17 protein-coding genes are annotated in these 17,920 nt (G+C 75.0%); 3 read left to right on the top strand and 14 right to left on the bottom strand.

The window, feature by feature from the left end; all coding sequences use genetic code 11:
• Window positions 1-295: 295 nt before the first annotated feature.
• The 8 genes from ACI79K_RS08390 to ACI79K_RS08355 all read right to left on the bottom strand — a co-directional run bounded on the left by ACI79K_RS08390 (window position 296) and on the right by ACI79K_RS08355 (window position 8,579).
• Window positions 296-1,087 (bottom strand): SDR family oxidoreductase, encoded by a 792-nt coding sequence (locus ACI79K_RS08390; RefSeq protein ID WP_456599488.1) that lies wholly within the window; start codon window positions 1,085-1,087, stop codon window positions 296-298.
• 567 nt (window positions 1,088-1,654) lie between these two features.
• Window positions 1,655-2,302, bottom strand: coding sequence for an amidohydrolase family protein (locus tag ACI79K_RS08385; protein ID WP_456599487.1), 648 nt, complete (start codon window positions 2,300-2,302; stop codon window positions 1,655-1,657).
• 201 nt (window positions 2,303-2,503) lie between these two features.
• Window positions 2,504-3,406, bottom strand: coding sequence for a helix-turn-helix domain-containing protein (locus tag ACI79K_RS08380; RefSeq protein WP_456599486.1), 903 nt, complete (start codon window positions 3,404-3,406; stop codon window positions 2,504-2,506).
• 79 nt (window positions 3,407-3,485) lie between these two features.
• Entirely contained in the window at window positions 3,486-3,689 is a 204-nt protein-coding gene (locus ACI79K_RS08375) for a hypothetical protein (protein ID WP_456587647.1), read from the bottom strand.
• Window positions 3,686-3,880 carry a hypothetical protein gene (locus ACI79K_RS08370; protein ID WP_456599485.1) on the bottom strand — a complete coding sequence of 65 codons (195 nt, stop codon included), beginning with the start codon at window positions 3,878-3,880 and terminating at the stop codon, window positions 3,686-3,688. Before ACI79K_RS08370 ends, ACI79K_RS08375 begins: the two co-directional genes overlap by 4 nt.
• A 1,224-nt stretch (window positions 3,881-5,104) precedes the next feature.
• Window positions 5,105-7,879 (bottom strand): ATP-binding protein, encoded by a 2,775-nt coding sequence (locus tag ACI79K_RS08365; protein WP_456599484.1) that lies wholly within the window; start codon window positions 7,877-7,879, stop codon window positions 5,105-5,107.
• Between the two features lie 103 nt (window positions 7,880-7,982).
• On the bottom strand, window positions 7,983-8,120 hold the full coding sequence (locus ACI79K_RS08360) for a hypothetical protein (RefSeq protein WP_456599483.1): 138 nt from the start codon (window positions 8,118-8,120) through the stop codon (window positions 7,983-7,985).
• 168 nt (window positions 8,121-8,288) lie between these two features.
• Complete coding sequence (locus tag ACI79K_RS08355) at window positions 8,289-8,579, bottom strand: hypothetical protein (RefSeq protein WP_456599482.1); 291 nt, start codon at window positions 8,577-8,579, stop codon at window positions 8,289-8,291.
• Between the two features lie 431 nt (window positions 8,580-9,010).
• Between ACI79K_RS08355 and ACI79K_RS08350 the strand changes: the two genes are divergently transcribed.
• Together ACI79K_RS08350 and ACI79K_RS08345 are read left to right on the top strand one after the other, a co-directional pair.
• Window positions 9,011-9,790 (top strand): ABC transporter ATP-binding protein, encoded by a 780-nt coding sequence (locus tag ACI79K_RS08350; protein ID WP_456599481.1) that lies wholly within the window; start codon window positions 9,011-9,013, stop codon window positions 9,788-9,790.
• 10 nt (window positions 9,791-9,800) lie between these two features.
• Window positions 9,801-11,699 (top strand): ABC transporter permease, encoded by a 1,899-nt coding sequence (locus tag ACI79K_RS08345; RefSeq protein WP_456587652.1) that lies wholly within the window; start codon window positions 9,801-9,803, stop codon window positions 11,697-11,699.
• A 16-nt stretch (window positions 11,700-11,715) separates the two neighbouring features.
• On the opposite strand, the gene ACI79K_RS08340 is transcribed toward ACI79K_RS08345, so the two are convergent.
• Entirely contained in the window at window positions 11,716-12,030 is a 315-nt protein-coding gene (locus tag ACI79K_RS08340) for a GNAT family N-acetyltransferase (protein ID WP_456599480.1), read from the bottom strand.
• Between the two features lie 160 nt (window positions 12,031-12,190).
• On the opposite strand from ACI79K_RS08340, the gene ACI79K_RS08335 reads away from it, so the two are divergent.
• Window positions 12,191-13,054 (top strand): helix-turn-helix transcriptional regulator, encoded by an 864-nt coding sequence (locus ACI79K_RS08335; RefSeq protein WP_456599479.1) that lies wholly within the window; start codon window positions 12,191-12,193, stop codon window positions 13,052-13,054.
• 51 nt (window positions 13,055-13,105) lie between these two features.
• Here ACI79K_RS08335 and ACI79K_RS08330 read toward each other — a convergent pair whose 3' ends face one another.
• The 5 genes from ACI79K_RS08330 to ACI79K_RS08310 form a co-directional block, all read right to left on the bottom strand.
• Window positions 13,106-13,876: an SDR family oxidoreductase gene (locus ACI79K_RS08330; protein ID WP_456599478.1), complete on the bottom strand. Its 771-nt coding sequence runs from the start codon at window positions 13,874-13,876 to the stop codon at window positions 13,106-13,108.
• On the bottom strand, window positions 13,873-15,906 hold the full coding sequence (gene nhaA, locus ACI79K_RS08325; RefSeq protein ID WP_456599477.1) for a Na+/H+ antiporter NhaA: 2,034 nt from the start codon (window positions 15,904-15,906) through the stop codon (window positions 13,873-13,875). Before nhaA ends, ACI79K_RS08330 begins: the two co-directional genes overlap by 4 nt.
• Window positions 15,903-16,709, bottom strand: a complete 807-nt coding sequence (locus ACI79K_RS08320) for an SDR family oxidoreductase (protein WP_456599476.1) — start codon at window positions 16,707-16,709, stop codon at window positions 15,903-15,905. Before ACI79K_RS08320 ends, nhaA begins: the two co-directional genes overlap by 4 nt.
• A 65-nt stretch (window positions 16,710-16,774) precedes the next feature.
• Window positions 16,775-17,050, bottom strand: coding sequence for a sigma factor (locus tag ACI79K_RS08315; protein ID WP_456587658.1), 276 nt, complete (start codon window positions 17,048-17,050; stop codon window positions 16,775-16,777).
• Between the two features lie 120 nt (window positions 17,051-17,170).
• On the bottom strand, window positions 17,171-17,479 hold the full coding sequence (locus ACI79K_RS08310) for an integrase core domain-containing protein (protein WP_456599475.1): 309 nt from the start codon (window positions 17,477-17,479) through the stop codon (window positions 17,171-17,173).
• Between the last annotated feature and the right edge of the window lie 441 nt (window positions 17,480-17,920).

Genomic DNA, 17,920 nt, shown 5'->3' with positions numbered 1-17,920 from the left:
TCGAAGTTGAGGTCCAGGCGCGTGCGAACGCATCGAGGAGCTGCGGCGAAGGGGGCCGCTCGCGGCCCTGTTCCAGCCGTGTGCAGTAGTCGGTGCTGACCCCGGTGAGGCCGGCGACCTCGTCACGGCACAGCCCGGGAACCCGGCGCGTCCCCTAGGAAGAGATGCCCCGGGCCGCTGCCGAGGCAGCGGCCCGCCTGGCCCGCAGGAGGTTCGCCAGTTCGTCGTCCCTGGCCATCGGCGGAGGTCAGGCAGCGGCGCAGGTGTCGGCAACGGTGGGCATCCCGTGTCATCCTCAGATGACCTGCTCGGTGGGCAGGATGGTGATCTCGGTGAGGTTGACGTGCCGGGGCGCGGCGGCGATGAACGCCACGGTCTCGGCCACGTCCTGCGCGGAGAGCACGTCGATGTTCTTCAGAAGGCCGGCCATGAGGTCACTGGCCTCGGGGTCGGTGACGTGGTCGGGCAGTTCTGTGTCGACCATGCCGGGCTCGACGGTGGAGACGCGCACCCTCTTGCGGCCCAGCTCGGTGCGCAGCAGGCGGCTGAGCTGGGTCACGTAGGCCTTGGTGCCGGAGTACACCTGGAACCGCTCCAGGACGCGGACGGCTGCGATGGAGGACGTCGTGATGAGGTCGGCGGGACGGCCGTCCACGGCGGCCTGCTCCAGGTCGCGCACGAATGCGGCGATGGTGTTCATCAGGCCCTTGACGTTCAGGTCGATCTGGTCGTCCCAGTCCTCCACGCGCAGGTCCGTGATGGAGGAGATGCGCTGTCGCCCGGCGTTGGCGAACACCAGGTCCACCCGGCCGAACTCGTCGTGGATGCGTTGGGTCGTAGCGAGGAGGGCTTCCCGGTCGGTGACGTCCACGGGCAGCGGCAGGGCGGTCCCGCCGCCCGCGCGGATGCTGCCGGCCAGGTCCTCGAGGCGCTCGGCGCGGCGGGCGAGGAGCGCGACCCGCGCACCGAGGGCCGCCAGGCGCGCCGCGGTGGCGGCACCGATTCCGCTGGAGGCGCCGGTCACGACGGCGACACGGCCCGCGAGCGGGGTACCGGAGATCAGCGTGGTCTGCGTCAGCTCGGTCATGGTCCCACGGTGCCTCGCAGACGCGGGAAGAACATGGCCCTCTCGCACCCACCCACCACGGTGGCGACCGTGGTGGGGTCCTGGCGCACCCGCGCAGCGTCCCGCTCGCGCACGGCGGCCCGAGCACCGCCCTCGGCGGCGCGAGTAGGAGTTCCGCAGCACCGCGACGACACCGACCACAGCCCGGGTTGCGGTTCCCCGGGTACCCCGCCTCCCGGCCGGGGTGCGCGCTCGCCGCGGCGGCCGCGCTGGGGGTGACCGGCCTCGCCCCCGGACCGGCCGCGGCGGCACGGCCGACTAGAGCCGCGACACCGCTGCGGGCGGTGCAGGAGGGCCTGGAGGGCCTGGTCCGCGAGGAGGTTTCCCCGCCCTGGACGTGACGGGCGCCGCTGACTGGACGCTTCGGTCGCGCTCGCCACCGATCAACCCGAGGACGTGGAGATCGGTGACCTGGCCATCCGGCCAGCGCGTCGGGGTTGACCCACTGCAGGTTCAGCTACGACCGCGGAGAGCCACTACCGTCGACACGTCGTCCCACGCCGTCCGTGGACGTCGTGGGACGAGTCGTCAGACCGCGACGCCCGACCGGCGTGCCCGGTGCAGCACCGCATCCCGCGAGGCCCGCACTTCCTCCCTCAGCGCGTCGAGGTCGACGTCCAGGACCCGGCCACCCCACTTGCGCACCTGCCCGGCGACGAACACCGGCGTGATGTTCCGGGCGTCCGCACCGAGCACCAGGGTCCCGACGCGGTCGTTGAGGGGCATGGTGTTGAGGTCCTCGGTGTCGACGACGAGCAGGTCCGCCTGCTTGCCGGGCGTCAGCGACCCCGTGACGTCCCCCAGGCCATGGGTCCGCGCACCCTGCAGGGTCGCCATGTCCAGCACGTCGTGCACGCCGATGCGCCGGGGGGCCCGGTCCGTGCCGTAGGCGGAACTCACCGCACGCATCCGCTGGATCGCGAGCAACGCGCGCATCTGCGTGAACATGTCGCTGGACAGCGCCACCTCCACGTCGATGCTCAGCCCGGGGCGGACACCCGCTTCGAGGGCCTCGTCGACGGCCGGGACCGCCGTCTCCAGGCCGATCTGCGCATCCGACGTGGGGGCCAGCGCAACCGTGGTCCCCGTGCGTCCGATCGCCTCCCACGCCGCGCCGGTCAGTCCGGTGCAGTGGATGAGCGTGACGTCAGGGGACAGCAGACCGGCGCCTCCCACCCCAGGACCGCCTCGGAGCCGGATGCGCCGAACACCGCGGGCGACGACGACGAATGCCCAGCCGCCACGTCGAGGCGAGCGGGGCCGACCGGCCGGGCCGTGGCGCCGGTACACCACCACGCCCAGGCCCACGGCGACCGGCGCGTGCTCGCCCGTGCCGCAGGAGGACCCGGCACGTCCCGCCCGGCCTCCACCCGCACCTCACCTCCCGCAGCCGGCACACGGGAGCCCCGGACGTCCCCGTTCCCGGGACAAGCCCGCCGGCGGCCCGTTCCAGGCGCGCAGCAGCCGGTCCAGCACGGCCTCCGAGCCTGTTCCAGGCACGGGGGTGTGCAGGGCCAGGAACACGCCCTCACCGGGGAGCGGCAGCGCCTGGTAGTCCAGCAGGCAGGTCCCGGCCCACGGGTGCTCGACGGTCCACCGCCCGTGGAAGGTGCCGGTCACCTCCGGCACCGCCCACATCCGCGAGAACTCGGCGCTGCGGCCCGACAGCTCGGTGATCAGCGCGTCGAGCAGCGGGTCCTCCGGGTTTCGGGCCCGGTTCAGCCGCAGGCCCGCAACCGCCGCGGCGGCGCTGTCCCGCCACCCCGGCAGCAGGTCGCGTGCCCAGGGGTCCAAGAAGTGCCACCGCACGAGGTTCCCCACCGCCTCCGGGCGCCCACCCGGCCGCGCCAGGAGGAGCCGGAACGGCAGGTTGTCCGCCAGGACGTCCATCCGGTGGTTCACCACGGCCGCCGGGACGGTAAGCCACGCCAGCATCCCCGTGGTCCCGGGCCGCAGCCGTCCCTCCGAACGCGGCCTCGGCACCGAACGGGACGGGGCCCCCAGGCGGTGCAGCAACGCGGTTTCGTCCGCGCTTAGCCGCAACGCCTTCGCCAGGGCGTTGAGGACGGCCCCGGAGACCTCCCCGACCCGCCCCTGCTCGATGCGGGTGTAGTAGTCCAGGCTCACACCGGCAAGCTCCGCCACCTCCTGCCGGCGCAACCCCGGGACCCGGCGGTGGCCCAGCGAGGCCGGCAGGCCCACTTCCTGCGGGCGCAGCCGGCTGCGCATCGCCCGCAGGAAGTCGCCCAGCGGTGGCGGTGTGACCGCACCCGGCAGCACGTCGGTGGCGGTGCCTGCACGGGACCGCGACGGCGGCCCTGTCCGCAGCCCTCCTGCTCCACCTCTCAGCACGGGGACCTCACCGGAGCCGTTCGCCGGCCCCGCCGGGGCCGCTGCCACCCGGCGCGGGGTCGCCGTGCTCGGTGGCACGGGCCATCTCCGTCGCGATCTGCTCCGGCCCACGGTCCGCCAGGAGCGTGAACTCCGCCCAGCAGGCGCTCTCCCGGGCCCGCGCGGTGACGTGGTCGGTGGGGCGTCGGCCCGGCAGGTGCGGGCGGTTCACGGGTCGATCCGCTCGCCGCTGCCGACCGAGAACAGGCACTGCTCACCGTCGCGGATGCACAGGAAGATGCGCTCGCCCTTCTCTGGGGCCCGGGCCGGTGCGCCCCGGGCCACCACGTCACCGGACGCCACCAAGCTGTCCGCTGCGGCGGAACCGGCGCAGACGAATGCCTCGGCACCCGGTTCTCTCACGACCTGCACCACAACGGGAACGGCCCAGGGGCCTCCGCACCGGCCTTCTCGCCCGCCTCAGCGACCCGCCGGGCCATCGCGTGGATGGTTCCCGTCGCCGAGTAGTAGATGGCTGCGAGTTTCACGTCGGTCACTGGTCTCCTCGGGGCTTTCGGGCCTGTCGGCGGGGGCCACCGGAGCGCCGCCCCCTGCTGTGAGAACGCTCCCAAGCAGGGCGGCCGCTTCGCCTCGGTGGTCATCACCTACATGTGCCGCCCACGGTGCTCAGGGACCGTCGCGGTCGACGTACATGTCGATCCCCCTGGCGCAGGAGGTCGGCGGACTCCGCGCGCCTGCGGGTGGCCAGGACGAAAAGCCCGTCGAGCAGGAGGTCCGCGGCCAGGCGCAGTCTCTCCGCGACGGGAGGGACCGAGCGCGGCCGCGATCCCGGCGACGACGTCCGGACCGGCGAAGCACCCGGCGTACGTGGCCACGCCGAACGCCTCGAGCAGGGCCTCGCGGGCGGCCTTCGGGTCCGTCCCGGCGACCACGTGCGCGGCGTCCCGCGGGAGGCCGACTGCTCCGGCGTCCCGGCGCTGGTCCAGGGCCCCCGTGCGGGCGTGCAACGCCACCGCCAACGCGCCCTGCTCAGGGTCCAGGACGGCGTCCTCCGTCGGTGACAGCAACTGCAGCGCCGTCGCCGGTGCTCCCGCGGCGCGCTCGGCGGCCGTCGCCTCCAGCAGGCACCGGGTGCGGCTGACCGGGTGGGCCCGGCCCCGCCGACCGCTCGAGCTCGTCGGCTACCACCTCGTCGGGGCCCGCGCCCGCGCGCAGACCCGTACCGGGTGCGGCCGGCCCCGCGTCGAGCCCCAGGGCGCACCTGGGGGCGGCGGCCTGGGGCGCCGGCAGATGCTCAAGGTGCTGCAGCAGCGGTCGGCAGAGCTGGTGCAGCCCGGCGGACAGCAGCTCCAACTGGAACTCCATGCCGTTGGCCTCGAGGACCCTCAGCCCGGGCTCCGCGGCCGTGGTGGCCTCGGCGACGAGCACCGCCTTGCCGATCCCGGCAGGCCCCGCACGACGAGGACGCCACCGCGACCAGTCCCCGCCGCCTGCAGCAGGTCCCCGACCACCCTCAGCTCCGCCGCCCGTCCGCGCAGCGTCAGCGGGTAGCCCTGCCTCCCCTCCACACGGGACGTGCGCCGTCGGGGACCGAACAGGGTGACCGGCGCCGACAGCTGGGCGGGGTCAGACGAGCTCCTCCACGCTGCCGTGCGCGTCCAGCAGCCCGGGCAGACCACGCAGCTGCCGGCGGGAGACGATCCCGAGCTTGGCGAAGATGCCGCGCAGGTGGGCGTCGACCGTGCGTGGGCTGAGGAACAACTCCGCGGCGACCTCCTTGCTGGTCGCGCCGCCCGCCACGAGCCGCGCCACGTGCAGCTCCTGCGGTGTCAGGCCCGCCGGTCCCGCAGCGGCGCGGACCCGGGCCCGCCCTCCCGCCGCGGCCAGCTCCCGTGTCGCGCGCGCGGCGAAGGCGGTGGCGCCCATGGACGAGAACCCGTCCAGGGCCACCTGCAGCTGCCCGCGCGCCTCGCGCGCGCGGCCCTCGCGGCGCAGCCACTCCCCGTACAGCAGGTGCGTCCGCGCCCGTTGCGACGCGGTCCCCGTACGCCGGAGGCGCTCCAGCGCCTCGAGGTAGTGCTCCTCGGCCGGTGGGCCGCCGCTGAGCAGGGCCGCGTTGCGGGCGGCCATCCCCAGACCCCAGTCGCTCCCGGCGGCGTCCGCGGCAGCGCGCAGCCGTTCATGCACGGGTACGGCCTCCTCGGGCCGGCCCGAGCGGACTGCCGCCTCGATGAACTCGGGTCCGATCCAGACCCCGAAGCTCTGCTCATCGAGCTCGACGGCCCGCCGACAGGCCTCGCGGGCCTCGGCGTAGCGCCCCTGCGCGTTGAGCAGCACCGCGGGGGCGTACTCCATCGCGGTCAGCATGCGGCCCTCCTGCCGCGCGAGGGCGTCGGCGGTGCCGGCGCGCACGAGCGCGGCCGTGCGGAGTTCGTCGCCCCGCCATGCGGCGATCGTGACGGCCACGGACTGCAGCGGCGGCGCCTCCAGCTCCGCGGCGACTCGCATCGCCTCGTCGACGAGGACCTGCGCCCCGCGGAGATCCCCCTCGTGGACGTGGACGAGCGCGCGGTAGTTCAGCGCCACCGGCAGGGACGCCACCGCCCCCGAGCGCCGGACCCGTTGCAGTTGCTGCTCGGCGATGGCTCGGAAGGACTCCTCGTCCCACAGCTCCTGTGCCGCGCTGCACGCCATCCACAGGCACCCCGAGTGGAAGAGCTCGTCCGCGGCCGTGCGACAGGCGTCGACCCCGCTGCGCAACAGCGGCGCAGCGGCGGCGCGGCCCCGGGTGACCTGCGTGAGCAGACCCGCGAACAAGTCCTCTCCGGGACGCCGTGGGCCCGGGGAGGCAGGCAGCGCCCGCTCCGCCGCCGCGAGCCCCCGCATCAGGTCCGGGTCGGCGAACCGGCCGGCGAAGACGGCGGCGGCAAACGCCTCGAAGAGCACCTCCTTCGCTGCGACGGGTCCCACCGCGGTTGCCGAACGTCCCGCCTCGAGCAACATCCGCACCGCGCCGGAATCGCGGCGCTGGTCGAAGGCGGCGCGGGCCCGGAGCACCTCCACGAGCGCCCGCTGCCGCCCGTCCAGCGCCCCGCCCTCCGCGACCGCGAGCAGCCCCAGCGCGGCCTCCGGCGCCCCGGCCGCTCTCTTGGCGTCGGCGGCTGCCAGGAGCCGGTCGGACCGGCGGGCCGGATCGGGTGTCAGGACGGCGGCGCGTTCGAGGAAGGCACCCGTTGCGGCCAGACCGCCCCGGGCCTGGGCACGGTCCGCGGAGCGCTCCAGCTCCGCGGCGACGGCCTCGTCCGGTCCGTCGGCGGCCAGCGCCAGGTGCCAAGCCCGCCGGTCGGGGTCGGTGACCGCGTCGGTGGCCTGTGCCAGCGCCCGGTGGGCCGCACGCCGCTGACCCAGGCCGGCGGCGTGGTACACCGCCGAGCGGACCAGCGGGTGGCGGAAGCGCACGCGCGTCCCCAGGGACAGCAGCCCGGTGGCCTCCACCGGCAGGCCGGCCTCTGGCCCCAACCCGCAAATCTCCGCCGCCCGCCACAGCAGCGCCGGGTCCCCGGTCGGCTCGGCGGCGGCCAGGGTGGTGAACGTTCGTGACGGCGCGGGCAGCAGGGCCAAGCGGTGCTGGAAGCTGTCCTCCAGCACGCTGGACACCGACTCGTCGCCCGGCAGCGCGTAGCCACCGGCCAGTTCGGCCGGGCCGAAGGTCCGGGGCAGCTCCACCAGGGCCAGCGGGTTGCCGCGCGCCTCGGCGATCACCCGGTCGCGCACCCGCGGGTCGAGCGGGGCTCGCATCTCCGCGGCCAGCAGCGCACGAGCCTCCCGCTCGGGTAGGCCAGCCAGGTCCAGCGACGGAAGACGGTCGAGGGCGCTCGGGGTCCCGGGGCCGCCGGCGCCGTCGCGCACCACCAGCAGCAGCGCCACGGCCAATCCGTCGAGGCGCCGCGCGGTGAAGGCCAGGGCCTTGGTGCTGGCCGGGTCCAGCCACTGCAGGTCGTCGACCACGCACACCACCGGCTGCCGCCGTGCTGCCGCACCCAGCAGCGCCAGCAGACCGGCGCCGATCAGCAGCGCGGCCTCCGGCGCGGTCGGCTGCCCGGCCAGCCCGAGGGCGCTGCGCAGCGCGTCGGCCTGCAGGGTGGGCAGCTCACCGAGGTGCTCCAGCAGCGGCGAGCACAGCTCGTGGAGGCCGGCGAAGGGCAGGTCGGCCTCGAACTGGGTGCCGGTGGCGCGAAGGACCCGCACCCCGCCGGCTGCCCCGACGGCCTCTGCGACGAGCGCCGACTTGCCGATCCCGGCTGCCCCGCTCACGACGAGCGCGCCGCCGCGGCCCTCACCGGCCGAACGCAGCAGGTGATGCACGACTGCCAGTTCCTGCTCCCGCCCGTACAGCGCCACGCTCCCGCCTCCGATCAGCCGGTCCGCGCCCCCTCCGGCTCGGCCCGCCGGGCACCGGACATGACGCTCAGCACACGTTCTCCGCACGTGTCGCGTCGCGAGGTCACGGTACGCGGCCCGTACCTGCTCCAGGGGAGTAGATCTGCGAGGACGAGGACGGCGACGTCCCCGCGACGACCAGCCGCGCGAGCGCCTCCCACGCCTCCGGGGTGTCGGCCTGCTCCGGCCCGTCGGAGTGCACGCGTGCCCCGCAGCCTCCGGGTCTCACGCCGGCGTGGGGGCCCTACCGCTCCTACCGTCCGGCCGACTGCATACGGGCTCACCCTCGCCATCCCGGCACGGGGACCGGCGCCACCGCCGACACGAGGACAACGGTGCTCGTCAGGCCGTGCCGGTGCCGGACGTCCGCTCAGGGGCAGATGAGGACCCGGCGACCGCCGGCGTCGGTCTCCTCCTGCACCCCGAACCGCCTGAGGTCGCGCACGAACCGCGCACGATCGACCGCTTCGTCGGCGTACTCGACCAGGTATTCGGCGTAGACGTCGCGCGTCAAGCGTGGTTCGTCCCAGCTCTGCTCGGTCATCCAGACCCGCACGGACGGCGCGACCGGGGCAGTGTCCTGATCCGTGTGGGTTCTCGGCAGCTGAGTGCCGCAGGAAGGGCACACGAGAGGACCATCGATGTTCTCGATATCACGCATGCCTGCACGCTAGCCATGCGAGCACGGTCTCTCGTCCCCTGACGGGAGGATCCGTAGCTGGTACCACGGGTGGACCCGCGCACACGGGCTCCGACGGCCCCACGGCGGTCAGCACGCCCGGCCCCGCTGGCAGCGCCCGGCGGATGCGCGCCTCCGGGGGCCGCCGGGTGGGTGCGGTGGCTCGAGTGCCTGCTGGAGCGTCATGGCGGCGCGTTCCTCGACGGAGGTCATGAGGGACGACCGCCCCCTCCCGGCTGCCCCTCCGGCGGGAGGCCCTGCCATTCCACCCGGCGGCTGCTCGGGAGCGCCCAGGGTGGGAGTCCCGGGACCTGGCTCGGCCGCGGCACCCACGCGACGCTGTCGGTCGGTGGCAGTACTGCGCCGGCCTCGGTACCCACCCCGGCCGGCAGCTGCCCGCGACAGGAGGCCCTATGAGTACCGGCACGACCGGTCGGCCCGGAGCGGCCCAACTGCTGGAGCCGCGCCCGGACACTTCCGCCGTGGAGTTGCGCGGCGTCAGCCGGACCTACGGCAGCGGGGCCGCCGCGGTGCGCGCCGTCTACGACGTCAGCGTCGCGTTCCCCCGCGGCAGCTGGACGGCGGTCATGGGCCCCTCGGGTTCGGGCAAGTCGACCCTGCTGCATTGCGCGGCGGGCCTGGAGCGGGTGGATTCCGGCCAGGTGCTCCTGGGCGACACCGACATCACCACCGCGGACGACGACGCGCTCACCGACCTGCGCCGCGACCGCATCGGGTTCGTCTTCCAGAGCTTCAACCTTGTCGCCTCCCTCACCGCCGAGCAGAACGTGGCGCTGCCGCTGCAGCTGGCCGGACGCCGCCCCGCGGGCTCGCAGGTCCGCGACGTCCTGGCCGCCGTCGGGCTGGGTGATCGCGCCGGGCACCGCCCCCGCGAGCTGTCCGGCGGCCAGCAGCAGCGGGTTGCGATCGCGCGGGCGATGGTCACCCGGCCCGACGTGCTCTTCGCCGACGAGCCGACCGGCGCGCTGGACTCCCGGGCCGCGCGCACGGTGCTCGAGCTGCTGCGGGAGGTGGTGGACCGCGGCCAGAGCATCGTCATGGTCACCCACGACCCGGCCGCGGCCGCCCGCGCCGACGCCACGGTGTTCCTGCGCGACGGCCGCATCGCCGACCGGCTCGTCGGCGCCAGCGCCGCTGCCGTGGCCGACCGCCTCGTCTCCCTGGAGGGCTGAGGTGCTGCGGTTGAGCTGGGCGGGACTGGCCGAGCGCTGGACGCTCTTCGTGGGAGCGGCCCTGACGGTGTGCCTGGGCGTGGCCCTCGTGCAGTCGTCCCTGCTGCTGCTGATATCCGCCGCCACCCTCGACGCCCCGGCTGGGCTGTCGCCGGTGGAGCAGATGCGGTTCGACGCGGCGAACGTGGTGGCGGTGACGGTGATCGCCGTGACGCTGGCGCTGTCGGCGTTCCTGGCCGTCTTCATCATCAGCACGACGTTCGCCTTCGCCGTCGCCCAGCGCCGCCGCGATCTCGCGCTGCTGCGCCTGGTCGGCGGCGGCCGCCACCAAGTCCGGCGACTGCTGCTCGGCGAGGCCGTGCTCCTCGGCGGCGTCGGCGCCGTCACCGGGGTACCGGTGGGCCTGGCGGTGATGGCCTTCCAGTCCTGGTCGCTGGCGGCGCTGGACTTCGTGCCCGACGGCTTCACCGGCGAGTGGCGCACCTGGGCACTGGGTGTCTCGGCCGCGGTAGGGGTCGGCCTCGCCGTCGCGGGAGTGCTCGTGGCCGCGCGCCGCGCCGCACGGGTGCAGCCCTTGGAGGCTCTGCGCGACACCGGTGAGGCAGCGGAAGTGATGACACGCGGGCGCTGGGTGAGCGGCCTGCTCCTGACCGCCGGGGCCACGGCCCTGGTCGTCCTGGCCCCGCTCGGCGGTCCCGCCGGGGGCCAGGCGATGGCGATGTGCGTGTCGGTCCTGGCCGCCCTCGCCCTGACCGCGCTCGCGCCGCTCGTGGTTCCCGCCGCGGCGAAGCTGCTGCCGGTGCGCTCGTCCGGCGTGCTCGCTCGGCTGGTCCGGGCGAACCTCCGCGACGACGTGCGCCGCAGCGCCTCCACCGCGGCGCCGCTGGTCGTGCTGGTCGGCCTCGTCCTGGGCCAGTCCGGCGCGCTCACCTCCTTCGCCGTCGCCGGCCAGGCCGAGCAGCGCAGGACCACCGCAGCCGACCTGGTGCTGGAGACGACCGGGGCAGAAGGCTCTCGGGCGGTAGCCCTCGACGGGGTGGCGACCGCCTCCACCGAGGTCGACGTCCCCGTGGCCCTGACCACGGGCACCGGCGAGACGGCCTTCACCGAGATCACTCGCGGCCTGGTCGTCGACCCGGCCGGCTACGAGGCCGTGCATCGCGGCAGCGGCTCGCTGGCCGCGCTGGAGGGTCGCGCCGTGGCCGCGGGCCCCGGAGCCCTCGGCGTCTCGCCCGGGGACACCGTCGGGGTGCGGGTCGGGGACGTGGACCTGGGGCGGCTGCCCGTCGTCGCCGCGGTGCCCGCAGCGATGGGCGGCGGCGCGAGCCTGCTGCTGCCTGCCGGCCTGGTGCCCGAGCAGGTGCTGGACAGCGCACCCTCGCGCATCCTCATCGCCCTCGAGGACGGCGCCGATGCGCAGCGCGTGAGCGCGTCCCTGGCCGCCCTCGGCACGGTCAGCGCTCTGGAGGCCTGGCTGGAGCGCAGCGCCGAGCGCGGCAGCGAGACGAACACCGCCATCCTGCTCGTGGTCACGGGACTCGGCGGGCTCTACGCCGTGATCGGCGTCGTCAACGCCGTGGTCATCGCCGGGAGCGCGCGCCGCCGGGAGTTCGCCGTCGCGCGGGCCACCGGGCTGCGGCGGGCACAGGTGCTGCGGATGGCCCTCGCCGAGTCCTGGGTCGTCACCGCGATCGGTCTCCTGCTCGGCGTCCTGGCCGCCGCCGGGACCCTGGCCGCGGTGGCCGCCACCACCGCCACGGTCACCGGGACGGTGACCGTGGCCCTGCCGTGGGCACTGGTGGCCGCCGTCGGCGTCGGTGCGTTCGTCGTCACCGGCATCACGAGCGCGCTCACCGCCTGGTCGGCCACGCGTCCCGCGCCGGTCTCCCTCCTGGCCGCCCGCGAGTAGCCACGCGGCGCCGCGGTCACCGCCCCGCGGCGTCGACCTCGACGGTGAGCGTGGTGCGCGAACGGTAGACCAGGTCGCCGTACTCCTCCCGGTGGCGCCCGATCCATGCGGCCACGAAGGGGCACAGCGGCAGCACTTCCAGGCCCTGGCTGCGCACGTCGTCCAGGGCCTGGCGCACCAGGTCCGAGGCGGCGCCCTGGCCCTCGTAACCGGGCAGCACCTCCGTGTGCCTGAACACCTCGAGCTGCGCCGTCCGGATGTACTCCGCGATCACGGCCAGCCCCCCGTCGGCCCGGCCCTCGTACCGGTGCTGCCTGCTGTCGTCGGTCATCTCGACCTGCCTGTGCCCTCCGCTCCTCGACGATCCCGCGAGGTCTCGAGCATGCAGGGCGGTCTGCCAAGGCCCCGGGGTGGCCCTGGCGTTCCTCCCTTTCACCGTCGGGGGTGCAGCCCTGGCGCTCGCCGGAGGTCTAGCTCTACCTTCTCAGGCTGTGAGCAGCAGCCTCCTGGGAGAGTTCCTGAGGGCGCGACGCGCCGCCGTGCGCCCCGACGACATCGGGGTGTTCTCCTACGGGCGGCGCCGGGTCCCGGGCCTACGGCGCGAGGAGGTCGCCACCGCCGCGGGCGTCAGCGTGGACTACTACGTCCGGCTCGAGCAGGGCCGTGAGGGCCGACCGTCGGACCAGGTGCTCGACGCGGTCGCCACCGCGCTCCAGCTGGACCACGAGGCCCGCGCGCACCTGTACCGCCTGGCGCGCCCGGTGTCCCGGCAACGCCCCTCCGGCAGCGCCGCCGCCGAGCCGGTGGCCGCCGAGCTGGTGGCCCCCGAGCTGGTGCAGCTGCTGGAGCGCTGGAGCGAGACCCCCGCGTTCGTGCTCGGCCGTGCCCTGGACCTCTTGGCCCGCAACGCTCTGGCGGACGCGCTGTTCAGCTCCTTCACCCGCAGCGACAACCTGCTGGAGATGGTCTTCCTCGACCCGGCGGCCACGGAGTTCTACCGCGACCCGCGCAGGGAGGAGGTGGCCGTGGCCCACCTGCGCCAGGCCGCCGGGACATGGCCGGGCGATCCCCGGATCGCCGCGCTGGTGGAGGACCTGAGCGCCCGCAGCCCCGGCTTCCGCGAGCTGTGGGCGCGTCACGACGTGCGCGGCAAGACCAGCAGGGTCAAGCTCCTGCACCACGACCAGGTCGGCGATCTGGACCTGCACTACTCCTCGTTCACGGTCAACGGGGCGCCCGGCCAGCAGCTGGTGGTCTACCAGGCCGCTCCCGGCAGCCCCTCGGCTTCCGCGCTGGCGCTGCTGGGCTCCCTGCACGCCGAGCGCGCCGGCGCCACCGGCGACCGTCCCGGCTGAGCCCACCACCGAGACGGACGGTCAGACCCGGCCCGTGGCGGACGGGCCGGCTCAGGCGTGCAGGGTGGGCACCACCACCACCTCGGCGAGGTTCGTGCCCGGCGGGAGGGTCGTGCTGTAGACCACCGCCCGCGCCACGTCCTCGGCCGTCAGGGGCTGGGCCGCGGCGCGCAGGGAGGCGAGCCGCTGGCGGGCCACCGGGTCCGTGATGCCCGCACCCAGGTCGGTGAGGGTCACCCCTGGCTCCACGTGCCGCACCCGGACCCCGCGCTCGCCGAGCTCGGCGCGCAGGGTACGGGAGAGCTGCGCGGTCGCCGCCGCGGCGGCCGAGTACACGCTGAACGCGGGGAACAGCCCGCGGGCGGCGACCGACCCCATCAGGACCAAGTCGGTGGCGCGCCCCCGCGCGGCGGCGGCCAGCAGGTCCTCGACGAAGACCCGCGCGGTGCTGAGTGCGCCGCCGACGTTCACGTCCACCACGGCCGCCCACTCCTGCGCACTCGATCGCTCGAAGGGGCCACCGAGCAGGACGCCGGCGTTGGCCACCACCAGGTCCACCGGGCCGCTACGAGTGTGGACCTCCTCCCTGGCGCGCTCGAGCTGGGCCTGGTCGGTCACGTCGGCGACCAGGCCGAGCGTGAGGGCTCCGGGGGCGACCGGGTGGTCGGCCGCAGCGTGCACCTCCTCGCGGCGGTCCAGGAAGGCCACCGAGGCGCCGGCGTCCAACAGGCCGCGGCCGATTGCCCGTCCGATGCCCGCGGCCGCGCCGGTGACGACGGCGCGGCGGCCGAGCAGCGGCCACGTCGAGGGCTGCGCGGTCACGGCGCCGCCGCCCTCAGGTCATCCAGCGGCTCCACCAGCTCCGGCTCACCGCGCCGACCCTGCTGCCCGTCCTGCCCGCTGTTCGGCCGGATGCCCTCGCGGTCGCGCTCGCCCGGGACGCGCGGCTCCTCGTCCGGCGGCTCCTCGTCCGGCGGCTCCTCGTCCGGCGGCTCCTCGTCCCGAGGAGGCCGTCCCGGCGTCCCGGTCCGGTGAGCCGACTGCAGCAGCGCCGCTCGCAGCGGCTCGGTCTCGAGCGGCCCGCCGTAGAGCTGCCCGTTGACGAAGAAGACCGGCGGGCCCTCCAGGCCCATCGCCTCCGCGTCGCGCTCGTCTTCCCGCACCCGGTCCTCGTAACGACCGCGGCGCAGGTCGTCGTCGAGACGAGCCAGGTTGAGCCCGGCCTGCACCGCGCACTCGCGCACCGTGCGGACGTCCACGCGGCCCCGCCGAGCCGCCATCGCGTCGTGCATCGGCCAGAACCGGCGCTGGGCCGCAGCGGCCTCACTGGCCTGGGCCGCCTCGTGGGCTCCGGGCTGCGCCGTCGGCAGGTGGCGGAAGGCGAAGACGAGGTCCTCGCCCAGCTGCTCGTGCAGCTCGTCGACGACCTCCACCGCACGCCCCGCCGTGGTGAAGGTGAAGGAGGCGTACACCACCAGCTCCAGCGGTGCACCCACTGACCCGCGCACGTGGTCCCGCCCGGGCGTGACGGCCCGCACGAGCCGCTGACCGTCCCTCCCGCGCGTCCGGTCGACGACCCTGACGACGGCGAAGGCCACCAGGGCCAGCACCGCCGCGAGCATCGAGGCGGTCAGCACGCCAATACGGGCACGGGACTGCTGCGTGGGGTCGGCCAAGGCCAGGTCGACGATGAACAGGGAGATCGTGAAGCCGACGCCGGAGAGCAGGCCGGCGGTGACCAGGTGCCGCCCGAACAGGCCCGGCGGCAGGTGGCCCAGGCCGGTCCGCACCGCCACGGCGGCGGACCCGGCGATGCCCACCGTCTTGCCCAGCACGAGCCCAGCGACGACCGCCCACGTCAAGGCGGAACTGAACGCGTCGGTCAGCGCGGGCACGTCGACCCGCACCCCCGCATTGGCCAGGGCGAAGACCGGGACGACGAGGAAGGAGACCCAGGGCCGCATGAGCCGCTGGAGCCGCTCGTTCACCGACACGGCGCGGGTCAGGCTCAGCACCGCGGTGCGGGCGCGCTCCGGCGTGGGCGACTGGCCGTAGGCGCGGGCCCGGCGCTCTGCTTCCTCCACCTCCGCCACGCTCGGCGGGTGGACCGGCATGAGGAGGCCGATGAGGACACCGGCCACGGTGGCGTGCACCCCCGAGGCCAGCACGCCGCCCCAGACGAGCACGGCCGCGAGCAGGTAGACCGGGCCCCTCCACACGCGCAGCCGCCGGAGCGCGGCGATGGCGACGAGGCCCGCGGTGGCCGTGAGCGCAGGCGCGAGGCGGATCTGGTCGGTGTAGACGACCGCGATGACCCCCAGCGCCCCGACGTCGTCGATGATCGCGAGCGTCAGGACGAAGACCCTCAGGTTGACCGGCGCGGCCCGTCCCGCCAGGGCGATCAGGCCGAGCACGAAGGCGGTGTCGGTGGAGATGACCACGCCCCACGCCCCGGTGACTGCGGAGGACTCGGAGGCGGCCGTGGTGATCGCCCAGAAGACGACGGCGGGCACCAGCAGGCCCAGCACCGCGGCGACGGCCGGCACGCGCACCCGCTGGTGGTCGCGCAGCTCGCCCAGGACGAGTTCCCGCTTGACCTCCAGGCTCACCAGGAAGAAGAACAGGGCCATCAGCGCGTCGTTGACCCAGTGCCTCAGGTCGAGCTCCAGGGCGTCCCCCCCGACTGCGAGGCTCACCGGGGTGTGCCAGAACGACTCGTAGCCGTCTCCGGGCAGGTTCGCCCACACCAGCGCCACCACCGTCGCGGCGAGCAGCATCGCCGCGGCGCCGGTGTCCGAGCCGCTGAGCCGCCGGACTCCGGCCGCCAGCGCCGTCTGCGTCGCGGCCGTCACGCCAGCGCCCCGTCCTTGCGGGTGGGCAGGTACCGGTCCTGCAGCGTGGGCAGCACGACCACGTCGGCGACGTTGACGTGGGCCGGCATCGCGGCGCCGAAGACGACCGCGCTGGCGACGTCGGCGGCGTCGATCGGCGGCACCCGTGTCTTGAGCTCCTCCCAGGCGCGCGCGGTCATCTCGTCGCTGATGTCGCTGCCGAGCTCGCTGTCGGTCAGGCCCGGCTGGACGGTGCGCACCCGCACCCCCCGCGGGGCGTACTCCGCGCGCAGCGTCCTGGCGAGCTGCGCCACGGCCGCCTCCACCGCCGAGAACACCGCGTAGCCGGGGAAGGTGATGTCGCCGGCGATGGCGCCGACGAGGACGAGATCGGCGCTGCCCCCGGCCGCGGCAGCGGCGAACAGGTCACGGCTGAAGGTTTGGGCGGTGTGCAGCAGCCCGCGCAGGTTGACGTCGATCATCGCGCCCCACTCGGCCGGGACGCCGTCCTCGAACGGCGAGCCGGTCATGACGCCGGCGCCCACCACCACCAGGTCCACGCCGCCGAAGCAGCCGTGGACGACGTCGAGGGCGTCGGCCAGCTGGAGCGGGTCGGCGACGTCGGTGGGCACGGCCACGACGCGCTGTGGTGCACCGACCTGCTGGGCGGTCGCGGCCAGCCGGGCGGCGCGCCGGCCGAGCAGGGCGACGTGCGCTCCGGCGTCCAGGAGCGCTCGCGCCGTGGCCGCGCCGATGCCACTGCTGGCACCGGTCACCACGGCAACGCGCCCGGAGAGGGCGGGGATCTGGTCGATCGTGGCCACGTCCAGGACGCTAGGGGTGGTGCCGCAGGCCGTGCCTGGGTGTGCTGCACCCAGGAACGGGGCGGTCACCGTCCCAGCCGGCGACGGCGCGCGCTCCGGTGGTGGTCCGCGCTCACGCCGCGGGCCATCGCCAGGAGCCACGGCAGCGGGAAGGCCGGGACTTCCACGATCCGCCGCCGGGCGCGGGCGAACGTCTCGACCACCACCGCCTCGACCTCCACCGGCGGCACGCGGCGTTGGGCGTAGCGGGTCACGGCCGGCCCGTGCTGGGCGCGCAGCGCGTCCAGGCTCCAGGGCGCGCGCTCGTGGGGTGGTGAGGTGGAGGCGCAGGTGGCTGACACGGTGGTGCTCCTCGGGGCGCGGACGGTCGCGAGATCGGGGGGGCTGGACGCCGGTGCGGCGGGGCGCTGGTCGCACCCATGCTGGCGCGCTTTCCCCTCGCGAGGCAGGCACTCTGGGTCCTAGGTGTCGTGCCCAGGCAGGTTGTTCACGCGGCGAGTCGGCTGACCGGCGGGTGGCCTCCGAGGGGCGGAGTGGCTGCGGGCAGCGTTGTAGTGCTCCAGCCAGCTGTCCAGGGTGACGGTGCGCTGGTCGTTGCTGGTCCAGCCGGTGGCGTCTGCCCATTCGGTCGGCAGGGTGCGGTCACCACTCGGCCTTGCCGTTGCTCCACGGCCGTCCGGGTTGGATGAACCCGCGGCCGATGCCGAGATCCGTGCAGACGGCGATCCGAGCGCGCCGTGGCGGTAGCTCATCGCGTTGTCAATCAGCACCGGACGACGGTGACGCAACGGCGGCGAACCAGGTCACCGCGCGATTCGGGAAGCCGTCGCAGGCGTTCACCCGCTCGTCGGGCGGGACCTCGACATGTGGGCACCGCCCTGTGCCGGGTGGTCGACGGTGGCCGCTCGGTCGTGCACCCGCCAACCCCCGCCGTCAGCTTGCGGGCAGACAGGGTCGTGTCGGCATCAGCGTGGGCCGCAGAGACCTCCGGTTGGGACGGCGACGTCCTGCACCGCCACTCCTCCCGGAGGCCTCCCTCGTGCCCAAGCCGCCGCGCCGCCTGTCGACAACGTCTCTGGTCGTGACACCTAGGACCGTCAGGGCCTGGCTCGCCAGCGCAGGCGGCGCAAGGCTGGGCGCCGGCGCGCGACCCCCGCTCGCCGGGACGGAGTCACCAGTGGCAGGGCACGAACACGCTGAGACCGGCGCGG

Source organism: Blastococcus sp. SYSU DS0616, from assembly GCF_054051015.1.
The sequence above is the reverse complement of the archived record's forward strand: the minus strand, read 5'-3'. Positions and strand labels throughout refer to the sequence as shown.

Bases quoted from the DNA above. Each gene is read 5' to 3' on its own strand.
- ACI79K_RS08390 (WP_456599488.1), bottom strand. From the start codon at position 1,087: ATGACCGAGCTGACGCAGACCACGCTGATCTCCGGTACCCCGCTCGCG.
- ACI79K_RS08355 (WP_456599482.1), bottom strand. From the start codon at position 8,579: ATGCGTGATATCGAGAACATCGATGGTCCTCTCGTGTGCCCTTCCTGC.
- ACI79K_RS08350 (WP_456599481.1), top strand. From the start codon at position 9,011: ATGAGTACCGGCACGACCGGTCGGCCCGGAGCGGCCCAACTGCTGGAG.
- ACI79K_RS08340 (WP_456599480.1), bottom strand. From the start codon at position 12,030: ATGACCGACGACAGCAGGCAGCACCGGTACGAGGGCCGGGCCGACGGG.